The organism is Patiriisocius sp. Uisw_017 (genome assembly GCF_047731265.1).
Classification (GTDB): domain Bacteria; phylum Bacteroidota; class Bacteroidia; order Flavobacteriales; family Flavobacteriaceae; genus Patiriisocius.
This window is the reverse complement of the sequence record NZ_CP159835.1, coordinates 209,979-228,880: the sequence shown is the minus strand read 5'-3', so window position 1 is coordinate 228,880 and position 18,902 is coordinate 209,979. Positions and strand designations below refer to the sequence as shown.

Sequence of the window (18,902 nt, the reverse complement as noted above, 5' to 3'; positions counted from 1 at the left end):
AACTTATTATAGGATAGCCCTTTAATAAACGACCGATTACCAGTGGTTTCTTTCACCCTTAGCCAATCGATGCATTTTTGAAAACATTTTTTTGATTGTAATCATTCGCTTATTCAAGGTAAACAATCAATTTATTGAATTAAAAAAACCTCGATACTTTTGAGGTATCGAGGTTTAGTAATATTCAGTTATTTGCCGAAATTATTTCTTTGCATTAACTGCAAAAGTAATTTTCATTTCATCAGAAATAAATTTATCACCTAAATCGTCAAAAATAGATTTTGAGCCAAAATTGATGCCCCATTTTGTGCGGTCAATTTCAAACTCTTCGCTGGTGACACTCATCATACTTCCATTAGATTTCATTGTTACTGGGAAGGTAATGTTATTTGATTTTTCCAACATTTTAAGATTGCCACTCATCATTGTTTTTCCATCTTTTTCGTCAACACTGGTTATTTCAAAAGTAGCAGTTGGATGCCTATTTACATTAAAGAAGTCGCCTTCTTTACCAGCAACCGTTCCCATTAAATGAGTTTCAAGCATTTCTTTGCCGTCCCCAATTTCAAGATCTGTAACATTTATACTCTTCATATCTATCAAAAAGTTCCCGCTTTTTATGGTTCCATTTTCAATCATAAATTCTCCTTGGGCAATAGATATGGTCCCTTTATGGCTCCCTAAAGGTTTGTTTCCTTCCCAGATTACTTTAGACTTTGCAGTATCAACAACAAAACGCTCAGCGATCGCAGATGCCTTAGCAGTCTCTTTTGCATCAGTTGCAGCAGCTTCTTTTTTGTCATTCTTACAAGAAATCATACTCATAGAAATTATAGCGATTAAGACTATTTTAAAAGTTAAATTTTTCATTGGTTTGTGTGTTAAAAATTATACAACAAATCTAGCGATAACAGCGCGTTAGGTTTCTTAAAATTGTACTAAATTTTAGTAGTGACATTTTGACATTTTATAATCAAATGGCAGTACTTTTGCAAACCCAACATAAATCTTGAAAATACAATTTTGAATATTATGAGTACAAAAGATAAAAATAACGAAGCTGTGATTGAGGAAGATGGTGTAATGGAAAATGCTGCTACTGAAACTATAAATGACGAATCACAGCAAAACGAAGTTGAAGATACCCGAACTATTGAAGAACTATTGAGAGAAGAAGTTCAAACCGAAAAAGAAAAGTTTTTAAGGCTCTTTGCTGAATTTGAAAACTATAAAAAACGAACAAGTCGCGAACGTATAGAATTATTTAAAACTGCGAGCCGGGATCTAATGGTAGCTATGTTACCTGTAATGGATGATTTTGATAGAGCGATGAAAGAGTTTAATGACGCTAAAGATGATGTTCATAGTCAGGGAATGACACTCATTCATAATAAAATGCAAGAAACCTTGAAACAAAGGGGCCTTTCCGTTTCTGAAACAAAAGTGGGTGATACTTTTGATGCAGACTTGCATGAGGCGATTACTCAAATTCCTTCTCCTTCAGAAGATATGAAAGGAAAAATTATAGATGTAATTGAAAAAGGATACACCTTAGGAGATAAGATTATTAGATATCCTAAAGTGGTAATTGGGCAATAATTATTGAAAAGGATGACTTTTTAGAGGTGTCAATTTCTAAAAAGGTATCCTTCTCAAATTTTACTAATATAGCATAGGTAATACTGCTAGCGCAGAAACAGGCACATAAAATGTCCATTTTTTTTAATCGTCAAGTTGAAGATTTTTGGTCATTCTATTCTCCTGTTTCTCAAATATTTAATACAGATGAAAGAAGATTTTTACGACATATTAGGGATAGACAAAAGTGCTTCGGCTGCTGAAATTAAAAAAGCATATCGAAAAAGAGCAATTGAGCACCATCCCGATAAAAACCCAGGAGATACTTCGGCTGAAGAAAAGTTTAAAAAAGCGGCCGAAGCTTATGAAATACTAAGCGACCCTAATAAAAAAGGAAAGTATGATCAATATGGTCATCAAGCTTTTGGCGGCGGCGGCGGCGGTTTTGGAGGCGGTATGAATATGGACGATATCTTTAGCCAGTTTGGAGATATTTTTGGCGGCGGCGGCGGCGGCGGCGGTTTTGGCGGCGGCGGTCGCAGAATGGTAAAAGGAAGCAACCTGCGAATTCGCGTTAAATTAACACTAGAAGAAATTGCAAATGGTGTTGAAAAGAAGATAAAAGTAAAGCGTAAAAAAGTAGCAGAAGGAACCACTTATGATACGTGTAGAACTTGTAATGGATCTGGACAAGTCGTTAGAATACAAAACACGATTTTGGGTCGTATGCAAACGGCTGCTACTTGTACTGCTTGTGGTGGGGCTGGACAAACTGTAGATAAAAAACCTTCTAATGCAGACGAACAAGGAATGTTAGCGACAGAAGAGACAGTGAGCATAAAAATACCAGCAGGTGTTGTTGACGGGATGCAATTAAAAGTATCTGGAAAAGGAAATGATGCACCTGGAAATGGTATTAGTGGTGATCTACTAGTTGCTATTGAAGAGATACCACACGACAACTTACAACGGGAAGGTGACAACCTGCATTACGATATGTATATCAGTTTTTCTGAAGCCGTCCTTGGAACTTCAAAAGAAATTGAAACAGTAACCGGTAAAGTTAGAATTCCAATTGAAAGCGGAGTTCAAAGTGGGAAGATTTTAAGACTCCGAAGAAAAGGAATTCCATCAATAAATGGATATGGTACCGGTGATTTATTAGTACACGTTAATGTTTGGACTCCAAAGACACTTACAAAAGAACAAAAAGAATTTTTTGAAAAAATGAGTGATGATAGTCATTTCGAGCCGAAACCTGAGAAGGGCGACAAATCTTTTTTCGAAAAAGTGAAAGATATGTTCTCTTAGTTAACGTTTCATTAAGAAAATTTACTATATTTGAATCATCACTACTTCTAAGTGGTGATAATTTTTCTTTTTCATAGCAATTTTTTTCCCTCCCATCGCTTAGCGGTGGGAGGGTTTTGCATTTATATATCCAATAAAACGCCAGTTCGCGTAACAATTGAAGGTGACTTTGTACTAACCTTGCATTACAAAGTAAATTTTGTTTAAGGCTATTAAAGTACTTTTAATTTAAGAATCTATTGCTCCTCTTAATACCAATAAACTATATTTACCGTTCTTAATATTTACTATGAAATATCTTTTACAAGCTAAGGAAGTCAATAAAAATTACGGCGATTTTGTCGCGCTCAATAATGTTACTATTGAGGTGCCTAAGGGAAGTATATTTGGATTGCTAGGTCCTAATGGTGCAGGAAAAACAACCTTAATAAGAATCATCAACCAAATAACAATGCCAGATAGTGGTAGCGTATTTTTAGATGGAGAACCTTTACGACCGCACCATGTTCAAAATATAGGATACCTTCCTGAAGAACGTGGCTTGTATAAATCTATGAAGGTAGGAGAGCAATGTGTTTATCTTGCCCAACTTAAAGGCTTAAGTGCAGCAGAAGCTAAAAAACGATTAAAATATTGGTTTGATCGCCTAGAGATTGGTGATTGGTGGAATAAAAAGATTCAAGAATTGAGCAAGGGAATGGCTCAAAAAATTCAGTTTGTTGTTACTGTTTTACATGAACCTAAACTGCTTATTTTTGATGAACCTTTTAGTGGATTTGATCCAATTAATGCAAATCTAATTAAAGATGAGATTTTAAAGTTGCGTGATGATGGTGCTACGGTTATTTTTTCAACCCACAGGATGGAAAGTGTGGAAGAAATGTGCGATCACATTGCACTCCTACATAAATCTAACAAAATCTTGGATGGAAAACTTATTGATATCAAGCGAGCCTACCAGTCAAATACTTTTGACGTGGGTCTTATTACATCCAATAAGGAGCAGGTTTTAAAAGAACTACAAGAGCGATTCAGTCTAGAGCCCGCATTATTTAAGAGTATTAATGACGCTTTAAAATATAGAATTCAAATCCCAGAAGCACATAGTGTAAATGATTTGGTTTCATTTTTAACGGCACGAGGCCAACTCAATCATTTTGTGGAGGTAATACCCTCAGCCAATGATATTTTTATCGAAACTGTACAAAAAAACTAAACTGCTATGAACCACCTTCCGTTAATTATAAAAAGAGAATATCTCAACAAGGTTCGAAACAAGTCTTTTATTATTATGACTTTTTTGAGTCCGTTAATTTTTGTGGGAATTTTTGCTCTTGTGGGCTATCTTTCGAGTGTTAATAATGATAATGTTCGTAATATTTCAGTGTACGATGAAAGTGGAATGTTTGCAAATAGTTTTGAAGATACCGCTACTGAAAATTATAACCTACTCACAAATCTAACTTTAGAACAAGCAAAAGCAATAGGAAAAGATACAGACACCTATGGTTTATTATACATTCCTAAGACTGAAAACTTAGAAGGGCTTTCCAAATCAGCTACTTTCTTTTCAGAAGAATCACCTTCGCTTGGTTTGATGAAAGATGTTGAAAGAATTATTGAAAGACAAGTAAATAACGATATTCTTAAAAGAGAAAATATAGATTCAGATCGTATAAAACAACTTCGTTTAGAGGTAGAAATACGGCAAGAAACTTTTGAAGGTAAAGAGACCTCAAAAGTAGATAGTATTGCGAAACTAATCTTTGGAGGTGCCGCGGGATATCTTTTGTTTATGTTCATTATAATCTATGGTAACATGATTATGCGCAGTGTGATTGAAGAAAAAACGAGTCGCATTATCGAGATTATTATTTCTTCAGTAAAACCTATAAAATTATTACTTGGTAAAATAATAGGTACTTCTCTAGCCGGTGTAACTCAGTTTGTAGCATGGGTGATTTTGATTGGGGTTTTATCAACGGTTGTTTCGTTAGTATTTGGTGTCGATCCAGGAGCTATGCAAGAAAAACAAGCGCAAATGATGGTTGAAGGGGTAGGTCAAAATCCACAAGATATGATCACACAAGCCTACGGTGCATATCAAAGTTTGCCTTTAGCTAATTTGGTAATAATGTTTTTGCTATTTTTTATAGGGGGCTATTTATTATACGCATCATTATATGCCGCCATAGGAGCTGCCGTAGATAGCGAAACAGATACGCAGCAGTTTATGATGCCTATTCTAATGCCGTTAATATTGTCTGTATACGTAGGTTTCTTTACAGTGATAGAGAATCCACACGGTACCGTTTCTCAAGTTTTTAGTTATATCCCGTTTACATCTCCAGTAGTGATGTTAATGAGAATACCATTTGGTGTCCCAGTTTGGCAACAAATACTTTCAGTAGTCATTTTATTTGCTACTTTTATAGGGATTGTATTTTTTGCCGCAAAAATATATCGAGTAGGTATTTTAATGTACGGTAAAAAGCCAACATACAAGGAATTAATCAAGTGGTTAAAATACTAAACAAGTGTGAAAGAAAATGTAACAAAAAAAATAAAAGAAGTAGTAGAAGAGAATATTTGGGCTAACATAAAAGGTTTCCTTCAATATGATATTATACATTTTGGAGAGGGTGAAAACCTGGTTAAAATCACCCCTTGGTCTATTATTGCCGTTATTCTTGCCTTTGTAGTTTCCAGTTATTTGCTAAAATGGATTCGCGTTTTTTTTACTCGAAAAATGGACACGCAAGACAAAAGTAAATTCAAAAGTGTTTTCAAGTTTATTAAATACACTACATATATTGTGGTAGTATTTATGGTGTTGAGTTTTTCAGGGATTAATGTAACACCATTCCTGGCGGCATCTGCTGCATTATTAATAGGTTTAGGTCTTGCACTACAAGAGCTCTTTCAAGACGTTATAGGTGGCATCTTCATTATTATAGACAAGTCACTTTTAGTTGGAGATATTGTTGAAGTTGACGGTAAAGTAGGTAGGGTGATTGATATAAAACTACGAACCACCCGCGCCATAACAATGGATGATAAAATTATAATTATACCCAATCACAAATTTATTACACAAACCATATATAACTATACACAAAACCATCGAACAACACGTGAATTTGTTTCAGTTGGTGTGGCTTATGGAAGTGATACAAGACTTGTCGAGGCATTGTTGTTAAAAAGTGTAGATGAGCAAAAAGGAGTTTTAAAGTCTCCAAAACCATTTGTGCTTTTTCAAGATTTTGGTGATTCTGCTTTAATTTTTCAAGTGTTATTTTTTATAAGCGATAGTTTTGCAGAACCCCGTATTAAAAGTGAAATTAGATTTAGAATAGATGGATTATTTAGAGAGAATAATATTTCAATTCCTTTTCCACAAAGAGATGTTCATATATTTAACCCAAATTTGAAAGTAAATAAAAACGATTCAGATAATTAAGCACAGGAATAAATGCTAATGAAATATAAATTCATAGTTTACTTTTTGTGTATGGGGATTGCCTTTTCTGTAAAAGCACAGTTAACGGATTTAGCTCGTGTAGAATACACTTATTTTCCTCAAGGAGATTCAGAAAATTCATTTAAGCGATTTCGAGCTTTTGTAAATGTCCCATTTCAAGTTGATGACGATGCGTATATTGTTGCAGGATTTGAATACAGAAATGTTTTTTTAAAACTCGAAGACATGTCTCCGTTCCCTGCTTCAGATCTTGAACGCTATCAAAACTTTACAACAACACTTGGTTTTACAGATAAATTAGAAAGTGGTTGGCGTTATGCTTTACAAGCAGAGTTTAGGCTAGCGTCTAACTTTGTAAGTAAAGTAACTTCAGATGATTTTATTCTAGGGGGAAGTATCTTTGCTATTAGAGATAAAACAGGAAGAGATGATAATGTAAGAAAACCTTGGAGATTGGTGATAGGTCTCAATTATTCTACAACGGCAGGGAGACCATTTCCCTTGCCATTTATAAATTATTACCGCGAGTTTGCTCCAAAATGGACATTTGGTGCTGGTATACCCAAGTCTAATATTAAGTATGAACTTGCACCTAATATGAAACTACAAGGATTCGTCACTTTAGATGGATTTTTTGCAAATATTCAAGATAATATAGAAATAAATGATGGTTCTGGAAGGATAGGAGAAAATATATCGATGACTACATTGCTATCTGGTATTGGATATGAATATGAATTTATAGATCATGTTTTGTTTTTTGTTTATGGTGGATATACACTGCTAAATGATATACGTATAGATGATGGAGATTATAATGAGGTGTTTATTATAAATGACACGAATTCTTTCTACACACGCGGTGGAATTAAACTTAAAATATAAGCTATGCCAAAAATATTAATTATTGAAGATGAAGCAGCTATTAGAAGGGTGCTTGTAAAGATTTTAAGTGAAGAAAGCGATACGTACCAAGTTACAGAAGCTGAAGATGGATTAGTAGGAACAGAGCTTATTAAAAATGAAGATTATGATCTTGTTCTTTGCGATATAAAAATGCCCAAAATGGATGGGGTTGAGGTGTTAGAAGCCGTTAAGAAAATTAAACCTGAAATTCCAATTGTAATGATTTCTGGTCATGGAGATATAGATACTGCGGTCAATACAATGCGCCTAGGTGCTTTTGATTATATAAGCAAACCACCAGATTTAAATAGGTTATTAAATACGGTGCGTATTGCTTTAGACCGAAAAGAACTGGTTGTTGAAAACACGCGCCTTAAGAAGAAAGTTAGTAAAAATTATGAGATGATTGGCACCAGCGACGCCATTACTCGTATCAAAGAAATGATTGAAAAAGTAGCTCCTACTGAGGCACGCGTTTTCATAACGGGTCCTAATGGTACAGGAAAAGAATTAGTAGCGCATTGGCTCCATCAAACTAGTGATCGTAGCAAAGGCCCAATGATTGAGGTAAACTGCGCTGCAATACCTAGTGAGCTTATCGAAAGTGAATTATTTGGACACGTTAAAGGAGCTTTTACATCTGCAAATAAAGACAGGGCTGGTAAGTTTGAAGCTGCAAACGGAGGCACCATTTTTTTAGATGAAATTGGAGACATGAGTTTGCCTGCCCAAGCCAAAGTATTGCGCGCATTGCAAGAAAATAGAGTGCAGCGTGTGGGAAGTGATAGAGATATAAAAGTTGATGTTCGGGTAGTTGCAGCAACCAATAAAAATTTAAAAAAGGAGATTGCCGAAGGTAATTTTAGAGAGGATTTGTACCACAGGCTTGCGGTAATTCTTATTGATGTGCCTGCGCTTAACAAACGGCGCGAAGATATTCCTTTATTAATATCCTATTTTACAAAGCGAATAGCAAGTGAGCACGGTACTAGTCAAAAAAAATTCAGTGATAAAGCTGTTGAATTGTTGCAAGAATACGATTGGACAGGGAATATTAGAGAGTTGCGAAACGTTGTAGAACGACTTATCATTCTTGGTGGCGATGTGGTAAGCGAAAAAGATGTCAAATTATTTGCTAGTAAGTAAGGTTGAAAAAATAACAATGAACGCTTCGGAAAGTATCAGGAGCTTTTTTATACTTCTATACGGACAGTAATTAATAAACGAGAACATTTTTGTTTCTTAAATGTTTAATTTAAAGTTGTTACTACAATTAAAAAAATGGATATTATTGACTTTTTCATTGGAGCATTATTAGTAAATGCTATGCCTCACTTAATTTTTGGATTAACTAAAACTCATTTTCTTGGATTATTTGGGTATAGCCCCAAAGGAAATATTACCTATGCCGTTTTTCAGTTTTTCCTTTGTTGTTTATTATTCTATTTCAATTATAGCTACAAAGAATTATTAAATAATGGATATTTAATTGGAGGACTTACTGTTCTTGTTCTATATTTTATATTTGGGAAATTTCTTGTCAAATTTTATGGGAAACAAAAATCTGAAAAATAGCAAAATGAAGCGAACTTAAATCTGAATACAAAATATAAATCGGAAAATTTTATTCTTTAGAACATCCGTATCTTAGCTACGGAATTATGAATAGGTTAAATTTTAATATTTCAGAATAATTATGAAATTAATTGATGTTTCAGAATACAAAGTAACGAGCAAGATTGCTATCGAAGAAACTAAAACCTACATTGATCTTCTTGCTGATAAGGATGCGATTGAAGAAGCATTAGAGGGTACAAGAGAGAAATTAGGCGATTTACAAGACACTTTATATGCGCACGGTAAATATGCTGTATTGGTCTGTTTGCAAGGAATGGATGCTGCTGGTAAGGACAGTTTAATTCGAGAAGTTTTTAAAGATTTTAATGCACGTGGCGTGGTAGTTCATAGCTTTAAGGTGCCTACAGATTTAGAAAAGAAACACGACTACTTATGGCGCCATTATATAGCCTTGCCGTCCCGAGGAAAATTTGGTGTTTTTAATCGAACACATTATGAAAACGTATTGGTAACGCGCGTACATCCCGAGTATATAATGGGAGAAAACCTACCACATGTAAATTCGGTTTCAGAGGTGGATTCAAAGTTTTGGGATGCGCGTTTTGAGCAAATCAATAATTTTGAAAAAACGATTGCAGATAATGGGACCATTATTTTTAAGTTCTTTTTGAATCTTTCAAAAGACGAACAAAAACACAGGCAGTTGCGCAGGTTGAGAAAACCAAGTAAGAACTGGAAGTTTTCGGCAGGAGATTTAGATGAGCGTGATTTATGGAGTGACTATATGCGATGTTACGAGGATATTTTAAACAGAACATCAAAAGCACATGCGCCTTGGTATATAATTCCGTCAGACGATAAACCTTCGGCCAGACTAACTGTGGCATCAATAATGTTACAAGAGTTGCAAAAATATAACGATATCAAGGAACCAGAACTTGATGACAAAGTAAAAGCAAGGATTGATGAATTTATTGCAAGACTTGAAAAAGAATAATAGTACTCTTAACAATTTATAACAGATATTAATCTAAATGACTTGCGTAAATTCTTAGTGTTACATAATACCCGCCAATGCTGGCAAAACCTATGAAAAAAATATTTCTATCAGTACTTTTAGTTGGTCTCATAGCACCAGCAATAGCGCAACAAATAAATGAGAAAGACTCCACGATGTTGCGTGAAATATACAACGCTTCGTTAATTAACGGTAAAAGTTATCACTGGTTAGATCATCTGTCAAACAAAATTGGAGGGAGGCTATCAGGGTCTTTAAATGCAGGAAAGGCGGTGAGATATACCAAGGAAGAATTAGACAAATTGGGCTTGGATAAAGTCTGGCGGCAGCCTGTAATGGTTCCTAAATGGACCCGTGGTTTTCAAGAATACGCCTATATGGAAACAGGTCCAGGTGTCACCACCGAAATGGATGTTTGTGCTTTGGGAGGTTCTGTTGCTACTGCTGCAGTAGGTATTAAAGCAGAACTTGTTGAAGTGCAAGGTATCGAAGAATTGGCAAGCTTGGGAAAAGAAAAAATAGAAGGTAAAATCGTTTTTTTTAATAGGCCTATGCAGGCAGATTTAATCCAAACTTTCCAAGCGTATGGAGGCTGCGTCGATCAGCGTTATTCTGGCGCTAAAGAAGCCGGAAAATATGGAGCTGTTGGTATTGTCGTGCGTTCTATGAATTTGCGAGAGGATGATTTTCCTCATACGGGGGCTATGAGCTATGGAGATTTACCAAAAAGCCAACGCATTCCTGCCTGTGCAATTAGTACCAATGGAGCAAACCAGTTGAGCAATACCCTAAAGTTAATTCCTAATTTAAAATTTTATTTAAAGCAGAACTGCAAAATTTTCCCTGATGTTGAGTCTCACAATGTAATAGGAGAGATAACAGGATCACAATTTCCAGATAAATATATGATTGTTGGTGGGCATTTAGATTCTTGGGATTTGGGTGATGGTTCTCACGATGATGGTGCGGGAGTTGTGCAATCTATGGAAGTACTTCGTTTAATGAAAGAAATAGGATACAAACCCAAACACAGCATTAGAGTAGTGCTGTTTATGAATGAAGAAAATGGTTTAAGAGGTGGACGGGAATATGCAGAGCAAGCACAATTAAAAAGAGAAAATCACATCTTTGCTTTAGAAAGTGATTCTGGTGGCTTTACACCTCGTGGGTTTTCGTTTGATTGTGACGATGCAAATTTTAATCAAATTGAAAGTTGGAGACCATTATTTAAACCTTACCTAATTCATTATTTTGAAAAGGGTGGAAGTGGAGCAGATATTGGTCCACTAAAGAAAGACGGTATAGTACTGGCAGGATTACGCCCAGACAGTCAGCGCTATTTTGATCATCACCACTCAGAAAACGATACTTTTGACGCCGTAAATAAACGCGAACTAGAATTAGGAGCAGCCACAATGACTAGCCTTATTTATTTGATGGATACCTACGGAGTGAAATGAAATCTGGGCGCAGTTAAGAATTAATAAATTCAGAATTTATAATTGAGATTATTTTTTGACACCCAACAGCCCACATCCTACAATTAAAAACTTACCACCACACCACAAAAAACTTGGAAATTATCCCATTAATATTTTGATACACTAGTGGTGATTTTTTAGCTGAAATTTCTTCAACAACTGCTATTTGAGTGTTTTTAAAATCATTCCAATGCTCAATTATTTCTGGTGATGAAAGCCATTTCTTTTTGGGAATAACAGCAAATTGCCCCTTTCTTTCCTTGTTTTCAAATGCTTTGTGTGACATCCATCGTCCGGCAATACATTTTTGATATGCCTGTGGAAGGGTTTCTAAGCCAAACCCCATTGGGACAAACAACGAAGCTTTTAAACACAATCGCTGTTCAATAGCTGCAGCAGAAAGTTGTAATGAACTCAAAAGTGATTCTGCTTCCGTTTTAAACAGTAATGGAAATTGCTTTTCTTGAAGCTTGTTTAATTTATCCTGTAAGGTATCTTTCAGGTTAGGTCCAATCCAAGTCGCTTCAAAATCTAAAGACAAGTTAGGATCGTGAAGATAGAATTTGCAGGCTAATTCTACGTGGATGGTTTTAGAAGCGATATGGTCGTTTACTATATAATCCAATTCGCCTAAGGTTCGGGAAGTTCCTTGAATTTGAACATTAGCTGCAAGTAATTCGATTGATTGACTGGTTTTTAAATAATGCTCAAATAGATATTCGGCTTGCTTCCCGAGAATTAAATTAGTCGGAATTTCAATTTCAGTATCAATAGGAGTTGCCATTTCCGTCCGCGTGTCCCCTAAAGCTTCAGCAGACCGCCGTCGGAAAAAGCCTATGATGGCGGCCGAGGAACAAGAAAATGTATTATAAGGAAAACCTTCCGAAGAAACATCAAGTTCCGGAATATTTAAAAAATGTGTGAATGTATTATTGATCTGTTTTCTTTTTTTAATTACCAACTACTTTTTAATAAGGCTTTCATTCCGCTCAATCCATTCAGCTATCGTCATTTTTGCAAATAATTCTCCTAAAAACTCGTAAAGGATTTTCTTCATATTCTTAAAACGAATACAACTTTTTCCCATATCTATTTTATTGGTAGCGTGTTTAGGGTATTCTCAAAATGACTACTTCATTAATTTAGGATCTGTATAACAACCAGAATGACATGCTGCCACGTGATTTTTTTTGTTAAGCAATGTTCAAAAACTGCAAGGGTAACTTTGGTTCACAGTGATATCCATCAGGATATTCGCTATGCGCTACTATGTATCTTAGCATACCATAACTCATAGGTTCCTTAAAACCCTTGGAAAGATTTTCTTGAATAAGCGTTCTTATTTTAGAAATAACTTCTTTTCTTTCTTCAGGTAATGCGTTAATATATTCCACCGGGGTATTTGCTTTTGATTGCATCATTCTTCTGTTTACGAATATTTAAAAATATACAAACTTTTTAAATCATAGCCTATTTTGGTTTTCTACCTTTGCCAAAAAATAAAAGCGATTGCTCACTTCCTACACAAAAGAATTTAGTTATAATCTAAAACTAGCGAGCCCAGTTATTTTGGGAATGCTAGGGCATACCACAGTGGCCTTTATAGATAACATTATGGTTGGGCAACTAGGAACAGCAGAGCTTGCCGCCGTTTCTTTGGGTAATAGCTTTATGTTTATAGCAATGTCTCTAGGGATTGGTTTCTCTACGGCAATTACTCCTTTAATAGCGGAAGCTGATGGCGAAAATAATTTTGAGAAAGGGAAATCATCTTTTAAGCACGGCTTATTTTTATGCACACTGTTTGGTATTGCGCTGGTAGCAATGGTGTTTATTGCAAAGCCTTTGATGTATTATATGAAACAGCCAACGGAAGTTGTGGACTTGGCTATGCCTTATTTAAATCTAGTCGCTGTTTCTTTATTCCCATTAATTGTTTTTCAAGCGTTCAAGCAGTTTAGTGATGGTTTGTCGCTAACGAAGTATCCTATGTATGCAACGATTATCGCGAACTTATTTAATGTGGTTCTCAACTATATGTTCATATTTGGAAAATGGGGTGCCCCAGAGTGGGGTATAGTAGGTGCGGCTATTGGGACATTGGTGTCACGTGTTGTAATGGTTTTGTTTCTTTGGTATGTATTGTATCGAAAGAAAAAATCGAAACCATTTGTTACGCATATTAAGTTTTTCAAGCTGTCCAAAGCAATGCTTAAAAAAGTGTTTGATCTAGGTTTTCCTTCGGCTTTGCAAATGTTTTTTGAAGTGGCTATTTTTACAGCGGCGATTTGGTTGTCTGGTACCTTAGGAAAGAATCCACAAGCAGCAAATCAAATTGCGCTCAATTTGTCTTCGATGACCTTTATGGTAGCTATGGGCTTTGGTGTGGTAGCCATGATTCGTGTTGGGAATCAAAAAGGGTTGCAACGATTTGGTGAGTTGAGGCGCATTGCCTTTTCAATCTTTTTACTTTCAACATTAATGGCAGTAGTCTTTGCTATTGTATTTTGGGTTTTTCACCAGTCATTACCCGATTTGTATCTCAACTATGATAACCCCTTAGAATTATTAGACAATACTGAAGTAGCCACCACCGCCGCAACATTATTGTTAGTAGCAGCAGTATTTCAAATTAGCGATACCATTCAAGTAGTGGCATTGGGTGCGCTTCGGGGAATGCAAGACGTAAAAATCCCAACCATCGTAACTTTTATAGCCTATTGGGTCGTGGGATTTCCGATAATGTATTACTTGGGTCTTTTTACAGAATACGGCAGTATGGGCATCTGGATAGGATTACTGGCTGGGCTCACCGTTTCTGGAGTTTTATTGTTTCTTAGGTTTCATTTTCTTTCTAAAAAATTGGCCCTTACGAATGCTACTCGAGAATAGGATATTTGTAAGCTAATTTTAGTTTTAGTTCAAAATAAAAGAACTAAAACACCCAAGTATATTTTATGTTGATTGAGTGTGTTTTTTTTAATCTTAGGGGAATTTATCATTTATATGCGTGTAGTTCTCCTTATTATTTTGAAGCAAGTTTATGGTTATTGACTAAAACCGCAGCTGAAATTTGAAGTATTTGTTCTAAATTTCTAATCATATCGACAGTCAATAGTATTATGGTTGTTTAAATTATTGGCTCCTTGATATATGATTGCTTTTAATAAGTGTATCCCTCAAAGATACACCAACCTTGTGCTATAAGAAGTTACAGACTCAAACCCAGGTTTCTCTAATAAATGGCCACCCTTAATTTATAAAAGCCGACATTCATTTTATAAAGAGTAGCCATAACTGTTTTTAGGACTTTCTTTTTGTGCTTATCTTAGCCTAAGAAACAAACTTTAAAAGGGGTTAAAATTTAGATCTATTGAAAAAGAGAGGTTTATTTTATTTGTTTAAATATTTTTAGATTCCCGAGTGAAAGCTCGGGATTTTTCTTTTTGTTTTAAGATGAATTTAAAAAGCAGTAATTTTAGCAACAAACCACAAAACATAAATCCCAAATGGAATTACCTACTTATATATTAGGAGATAATAGCGATTATCCAGAAGCTATTTTTATAATTCGTACTGAGTTTCCCCGTTTTATAATCAATCTCGAAAATGATGAGGTAGAGTGGCTCGAAGAATTTGACCAACACGATCAAAAAGAACTCGAAGCCGAAACCGAAAACTATATCAAAGAAGCTACGGCATTCTATGATCGCGAAGTAGCGCTTTACGAACAAGACTAAATGCTAGAGCAGGTATTAACATATGACGAGCAATTATTCCTTTATCTCAATAATTTGGGAAACCCTACTTGGGACGAGTTTTGGAACATAGTGACAGAGAAATGGTCTTCCATTCCACTATATTTGCTTTTATTGTATTTAGTTTTTAAGAAGTTTGGCGCAAAGGGCATGCTTATCGTTGTTGTTTGTGCAGCTGTTATGGTAACGGCTTCAGACCAGCTAGCCAACTTATTTAAATATGTACTCTTTAAAAGACCACGCCCTTGTAGGGTAGAAGAATTAAAACCACTTATGCGTTTTGTAGCAGAGGGATGTGGACGTTATGGCTATTTTTCTGCACACGCCGCAAGTACCATGGCCGCGGCTGTCTTTATAGGGGTGTTACTAAAACCCCATTATAGATATCTGCCGTTTCTATTATTGTTTTGGGCTGTTGTGGTAGCCTATTCAAGAATTTATTTAGGAGTACATTACCCTTTAGATATTCTAACAGGAATGTTTTTTGGTGCACTAATTGGCCTTTCCATTTATAAACTGAACCGTTGGGTACAACGAAAGTTTAATTCAGAAGCCAAGATTTAATTCCGGATTTCAAAGGGGTTAAGGGGCTGTTCAATGCATTGCTTTAATCAAACAAACACGCAAGGTTTACCGCGAGAACTAAATGAAATGACTACAAGTAAATTTTATTTAGAGGGTATCGAAGCAAGCGCAGTAACGATATAAAAATCCCGGTATAAACCCCTGCTGTATCTTTCATTTCCAGAGGGTATCGGGTTAATATCATAGTCGCTAATTTTTTTGATAGCATACCCTTTATAATCATCATAAAATTGTGCTGTACTTTCTTTTTCCACTAATATTCCAAAGTTGTTTTCCTTCGGGAATAGCACTTTTTCGCCATCACGAAGTACTTTAATAGGTTCGCCAAAACTCCATGTTACTTCAGGAGTAAAGTAGCTATATTCATAAATTGAGACATCATTTTTAGACTGCCAATCTTTCAAAATTGAAAACGATTTATATTCAGGGTTTACATTAATGAATTTTACCATAGGCAAACCAAAAGTGGTGACAGCGCAAATAAATAAGATGGTTAAATAAAATACAGGCTGTATTCGCTTTCGTCTTAAATTCATCACTATTCCTATTCCAATAACAACCAATACAATTGCTAAGACTATAAACCAAAGCCAGTTTCCAGTGTAAATGTCTTTCAGCAATATATACCCAACCACCGAAAAAGAGAGGCCAATAAGTGCAATGAGCCCAAAATTAAAATAGACGGGAAAAGTCTCTTTCTTATTTTTTAAACTGCTGAAATTTCTAAATAAATATTCAATATAAAAGCCAGTATTCATCGCCAATGGAATAAGTACTGGTAGGAGGTAACGGGATTTTTTTTCAGGAATAATAGATAATAATAGTACCGAAGCTACTAGCCAGATTAATGTAAATTGGTATGCTTTTTTATCGAAAACTTTATTTTTTAAATAAGGATACAGCAACCCGATAAATGCGGGTATCGTCCAGATACCACTTTGAGTAAAAAAACTCCAATAATAATAAAATGGACGTATGTTATAATTCGTCCAATTATTGGTTTCATTACTAGTAATGGCGAGTACAGCTTGTGGGTCTTTTAAGTAGGTGTAGTAATGCCACCAAGCAGAAAGCACAAAAGCCAAAACTAAAAATAGGGCTAATGGTAGTAACCGTGATTTTAATTTTCGGTATTTGAAGGTAAAACCAAATGCTATCAAAAAAGGCAATAAAAGCGTATATAATGATACAGGACCTTTACTCATAAAGGAACAACCAAAGAAAAAAGCAGCGATTAAAACGTGCTGATATTTTTTTTCTTCAGAAGTAAAAAACAGGTATAATTGATAAATGCATACCATCATAAAACCATGTGTAAAAATATCCCATTGCCCATTTCTTCCTGAGAATACAATATAAAATGAAGTGCCTAAAATTAACGAACTTAAAAAAGCATAGGTTTTGTCTTTAGAGAATTGCATGGCCAATTTATAGGAGCATACTATTAAAATCAACGATGTAATTGCCGCAGGTAATCTTAATGCGGCAATGTTGTGGATACTAAAAATAGCGCCAAAAATTGCTGTGATCCAAGTTGGTAAGGGGGGTTTTTGATACCGAGGATCTCCATTTAATGTGGTCATAATCCAGTTATTGTCGTGAAGCATTTCTCGTGCTGTAGCAAAATTACGCACTTCCATAACGTTTAACCATAGCGCATCTAGATGTATAAAAAATATCATTATACACGCTAGTACGAGTAGGAAGATGTGGTTATTCTTAATTTGCATTCGTGTTTTGTTTATTACCTATAAATATATTTCGGGTGTAGATGAATATTCCTGCTCCGTGTCCCACTAATAGAACAGGGTCTTTTCTAATAATGGCATAGGTTAAAATAAGTACGGCACCCATCACACTCAACGCCCAAAAACCGAGCGGTAGTTGTGATATTTTAGTTTTTTCAGAATAGATCCATTGATAAATAAAGCGCAAGGTAAATACTACTTGTCCTATGACTCCCAGCCATAAAAGCCATAGCGGAATCGCTTCGTTTTGAAATAATTTTACCGCATCATATTCGCCATTATTATACCCGTAAAAGATAATAATAGCAGGGAAAATTAATAATAACCACTGTAAAGGTTTAAAGAGCTTTTGCCATTCTCCTTGCAACTGTAAGTTGCGGATATAAATATAATAGGTCAATGTTTGTCCAAGCATAATGGCAAAATCATCTCTTAAATATCCATAAACGAACAACAAGAAAGAGGCAAATAAGCTAAGCTTCCAGAATAGGGAAGGGGTGACAATTTTTTTGCTTTTTTCTGAAAGAGCCCATTGTAATACAAGCCTTCCCGAAAAAAGTATTTGGGCGACAAACCCAATAGTATAGATGAGCCAAGCGCTCATCCTTTATTTTTAATTTCGTAATTAATATACTTTTTTTTCATCCACAAATAAGCAAAGCAATCCATTAGTGGTCCTAATAACCGGTTCCAAACACCAAACTTGGCAGTTCCGGCTACTCTAGGAAAATGTCTTACGGGTACTTGTAGTACTTTTGCATTTTGTAACAACATCATTGCGGGTAAAAAACGGTGCAAGCCTTTAAACATTGGGATGCGTTTTGCGTAGTCTGTCTTTATTACTTTTAGCGGGCAGCCAGTGTCGTCCATTCCATCCTGGGTGAAAGCACGACGAATTCCATTGGCAATTCTTGAAGACATGTTTTTTACAAAACTATCTTTTCTGTCAGCACGCACGCCAGTAACAAGATCGTAGTTGGGCACGTTTTCTAAGAGCAGGTTAAAGTCTTCTGGAGCGGTTTGTAAATCGCTATCAATATAGCCTACATACTCGGTGTCTACATGGTCAAACCCAGCCTTAATTGCGGCGCTTAAACCACGATTTTGGTTGAAATTTAAAAAACTGAAGGATTCATTGCGTTGGCAAATATCTTCAATCATTTGTTGACTGTTGTCTTTAGAGCCGTCGTTTACAAAAAGTATTTTGGTGGGCTTTGAGGCAATTTTTAGGTAAGCGAATAATTCTTCTTCCACCCTTTGAAGGTTGTCTTCTTCATTGTAAACAGGAACAATAATGGTAAAATCGTACATGGACTGTCTTGATTGTTTGTACAAAAGTATCTCTTTTTTCAAGAATGTGACGATATTAAAAGAATAGGATAAAAAAGATGCTATTTTTACAATTCACTTTTATTGATTAAAGTTTCTTCGGAAATAAAATTTACTGGGCTTCACGGT

The 18,902-nt window shown here is 35.4% G+C and carries 19 protein-coding genes; 13 read left to right on the top strand and 6 right to left on the bottom strand.

All coding sequences use genetic code 11. The annotated features are described in order from the left end of the window. Positions 1–201 precede the first annotated feature (201 nt). Positions 202–870, bottom strand: coding sequence for a YceI family protein (locus ABXT67_RS00985; protein WP_415375429.1), 669 nt, complete (start codon positions 868–870; stop codon positions 202–204). Positions 871–1,032: 162 nt separating this feature from the next. On the opposite strand from ABXT67_RS00985, the gene ABXT67_RS00980 reads away from it, so the two are divergent. The 10 genes from ABXT67_RS00980 (at position 1,033) to ABXT67_RS00935 (ending at position 11,332) form a co-directional block, all read left to right on the top strand. Then, complete coding sequence (locus ABXT67_RS00980) at positions 1,033–1,599, top strand: nucleotide exchange factor GrpE (protein ID WP_415375428.1); 567 nt, start codon at positions 1,033–1,035, stop codon at positions 1,597–1,599. Between the two features lie 186 nt (positions 1,600–1,785). Next, the gene (gene dnaJ / locus ABXT67_RS00975) at positions 1,786–2,889 is read left to right on the top strand and encodes a molecular chaperone DnaJ (RefSeq protein WP_415375427.1); all 1,104 of its coding nucleotides are present in this window, start codon (positions 1,786–1,788) and stop codon (positions 2,887–2,889) included. Between the two features lie 289 nt (positions 2,890–3,178). Then, the gene (locus ABXT67_RS00970; RefSeq protein ID WP_415375426.1) at positions 3,179–4,105 is read left to right on the top strand and encodes an ABC transporter ATP-binding protein; all 927 of its coding nucleotides are present in this window, start codon (positions 3,179–3,181) and stop codon (positions 4,103–4,105) included. Positions 4,106–4,111: 6 nt separating this feature from the next. Further along, positions 4,112–5,422, top strand: coding sequence for an ABC transporter permease (locus tag ABXT67_RS00965; RefSeq protein WP_415375425.1), 1,311 nt, complete (start codon positions 4,112–4,114; stop codon positions 5,420–5,422). 6 nt (positions 5,423–5,428) lie between these two features. Further along, positions 5,429–6,349 carry a mechanosensitive ion channel family protein gene (locus ABXT67_RS00960; RefSeq protein WP_415375424.1) on the top strand — a complete coding sequence of 307 codons (921 nt, stop codon included), beginning with the start codon at positions 5,429–5,431 and terminating at the stop codon, positions 6,347–6,349. 18 nt (positions 6,350–6,367) lie between these two features. Continuing rightward, positions 6,368–7,255, top strand: a complete 888-nt coding sequence (locus ABXT67_RS00955; protein WP_415375423.1) for a DUF6268 family outer membrane beta-barrel protein — start codon at positions 6,368–6,370, stop codon at positions 7,253–7,255. Positions 7,256–7,258: 3 nt separating this feature from the next. Further along, positions 7,259–8,422, top strand: a complete 1,164-nt coding sequence (locus ABXT67_RS00950) for a sigma-54-dependent transcriptional regulator (RefSeq protein ID WP_415375422.1) — start codon at positions 7,259–7,261, stop codon at positions 8,420–8,422. Between the two features lie 135 nt (positions 8,423–8,557). Beyond that, on the top strand, positions 8,558–8,851 hold the full coding sequence (locus ABXT67_RS00945) for a hypothetical protein (protein WP_415375421.1): 294 nt from the start codon (positions 8,558–8,560) through the stop codon (positions 8,849–8,851). Between the two features lie 121 nt (positions 8,852–8,972). After that, a complete protein-coding gene (locus tag ABXT67_RS00940; protein WP_415375420.1) occupies positions 8,973–9,851 on the top strand; it encodes a PPK2 family polyphosphate kinase in 879 nt (292 codons plus the stop codon). Between the two features lie 92 nt (positions 9,852–9,943). Then, the gene (locus tag ABXT67_RS00935; protein ID WP_415375419.1) at positions 9,944–11,332 is read left to right on the top strand and encodes a M20/M25/M40 family metallo-hydrolase; all 1,389 of its coding nucleotides are present in this window, start codon (positions 9,944–9,946) and stop codon (positions 11,330–11,332) included. Positions 11,333–11,423: 91 nt separating this feature from the next. On the opposite strand, the gene ABXT67_RS00930 is transcribed toward ABXT67_RS00935, so the two are convergent. Together ABXT67_RS00930 and ABXT67_RS00925 are read right to left on the bottom strand one after the other, a co-directional pair. Next, a complete protein-coding gene (locus ABXT67_RS00930) occupies positions 11,424–12,314 on the bottom strand; it encodes a DUF1853 family protein (protein WP_415375418.1) in 891 nt (296 codons plus the stop codon). Between the two features lie 232 nt (positions 12,315–12,546). Continuing rightward, positions 12,547–12,774 (bottom strand): hypothetical protein, encoded by a 228-nt coding sequence (locus ABXT67_RS00925; RefSeq protein ID WP_415375417.1) that lies wholly within the window; start codon positions 12,772–12,774, stop codon positions 12,547–12,549. An 88-nt stretch (positions 12,775–12,862) separates the two neighbouring features. Here ABXT67_RS00925 and ABXT67_RS00920 point away from each other — a divergent pair, with 88 nt between their 5' ends. From ABXT67_RS00920 to ABXT67_RS00910, 3 genes are all read left to right on the top strand, one after another. Then, positions 12,863–14,245 (top strand): MATE family efflux transporter, encoded by a 1,383-nt coding sequence (locus ABXT67_RS00920; protein WP_415375416.1) that lies wholly within the window; start codon positions 12,863–12,865, stop codon positions 14,243–14,245. A gap of 617 nt (positions 14,246–14,862) precedes the next feature. Next, positions 14,863–15,093 (top strand): hypothetical protein, encoded by a 231-nt coding sequence (locus tag ABXT67_RS00915; protein ID WP_415375415.1) that lies wholly within the window; start codon positions 14,863–14,865, stop codon positions 15,091–15,093. Further along, a complete protein-coding gene (locus ABXT67_RS00910) occupies positions 15,094–15,675 on the top strand; it encodes a phosphatase PAP2 family protein (protein ID WP_415375414.1) in 582 nt (193 codons plus the stop codon). A gap of 104 nt (positions 15,676–15,779) precedes the next feature. On the opposite strand, the gene ABXT67_RS00905 is transcribed toward ABXT67_RS00910, so the two are convergent. Genes ABXT67_RS00905 through ABXT67_RS00895 form a run of 3 tightly spaced genes read right to left on the bottom strand, consistent with a single transcriptional unit; the run spans position 15,780 to position 18,755 of the window. Next, positions 15,780–17,426 carry an ArnT family glycosyltransferase gene (locus ABXT67_RS00905; RefSeq protein ID WP_415375413.1) on the bottom strand — a complete coding sequence of 549 codons (1,647 nt, stop codon included), beginning with the start codon at positions 17,424–17,426 and terminating at the stop codon, positions 15,780–15,782. Beyond that, a complete protein-coding gene (locus tag ABXT67_RS00900) occupies positions 17,416–18,048 on the bottom strand; it encodes a lipid-A-disaccharide synthase N-terminal domain-containing protein (RefSeq protein ID WP_415375412.1) in 633 nt (210 codons plus the stop codon). The genes ABXT67_RS00905 and ABXT67_RS00900 overlap by 11 nt, the downstream gene beginning before the upstream one ends. After that, positions 18,045–18,755, bottom strand: a complete 711-nt coding sequence (locus ABXT67_RS00895) for a glycosyltransferase family 2 protein (protein ID WP_415376894.1) — start codon at positions 18,753–18,755, stop codon at positions 18,045–18,047. The genes ABXT67_RS00900 and ABXT67_RS00895 overlap by 4 nt, the downstream gene beginning before the upstream one ends. Positions 18,756–18,902 lie beyond the last annotated feature (147 nt).

Bases quoted from the DNA above. Each gene is read 5' to 3' on its own strand.
- ABXT67_RS00985 (WP_415375429.1), bottom strand. From the start codon at position 870: ATGAAAAATTTAACTTTTAAAATAGTCTTAATCGCTATAATTTCTATG.
- ABXT67_RS00980 (WP_415375428.1), top strand. From the start codon at position 1,033: ATGAGTACAAAAGATAAAAATAACGAAGCTGTGATTGAGGAAGATGGT.
- dnaJ (WP_415375427.1), top strand. From the start codon at position 1,786: ATGAAAGAAGATTTTTACGACATATTAGGGATAGACAAAAGTGCTTCG.
- ABXT67_RS00970 (WP_415375426.1), top strand. From the start codon at position 3,179: ATGAAATATCTTTTACAAGCTAAGGAAGTCAATAAAAATTACGGCGAT.
- ABXT67_RS00965 (WP_415375425.1), top strand. From the start codon at position 4,112: ATGAACCACCTTCCGTTAATTATAAAAAGAGAATATCTCAACAAGGTT.
- ABXT67_RS00955 (WP_415375423.1), top strand. From the start codon at position 6,368: ATGAAATATAAATTCATAGTTTACTTTTTGTGTATGGGGATTGCCTTT.
- ABXT67_RS00950 (WP_415375422.1), top strand. From the start codon at position 7,259: ATGCCAAAAATATTAATTATTGAAGATGAAGCAGCTATTAGAAGGGTG.
- ABXT67_RS00945 (WP_415375421.1), top strand. From the start codon at position 8,558: ATGGATATTATTGACTTTTTCATTGGAGCATTATTAGTAAATGCTATG.
- ABXT67_RS00940 (WP_415375420.1), top strand. From the start codon at position 8,973: ATGAAATTAATTGATGTTTCAGAATACAAAGTAACGAGCAAGATTGCT.
- ABXT67_RS00935 (WP_415375419.1), top strand. From the start codon at position 9,944: ATGAAAAAAATATTTCTATCAGTACTTTTAGTTGGTCTCATAGCACCA.
- ABXT67_RS00925 (WP_415375417.1), bottom strand. From the start codon at position 12,774: ATGATGCAATCAAAAGCAAATACCCCGGTGGAATATATTAACGCATTA.
- ABXT67_RS00915 (WP_415375415.1), top strand. From the start codon at position 14,863: ATGGAATTACCTACTTATATATTAGGAGATAATAGCGATTATCCAGAA.
- ABXT67_RS00910 (WP_415375414.1), top strand. From the start codon at position 15,094: ATGCTAGAGCAGGTATTAACATATGACGAGCAATTATTCCTTTATCTC.
- ABXT67_RS00905 (WP_415375413.1), bottom strand. From the start codon at position 17,426: ATGCAAATTAAGAATAACCACATCTTCCTACTCGTACTAGCGTGTATA.
- ABXT67_RS00900 (WP_415375412.1), bottom strand. From the start codon at position 18,048: ATGAGCGCTTGGCTCATCTATACTATTGGGTTTGTCGCCCAAATACTT.
- ABXT67_RS00895 (WP_415376894.1), bottom strand. From the start codon at position 18,755: ATGTACGATTTTACCATTATTGTTCCTGTTTACAATGAAGAAGACAAC.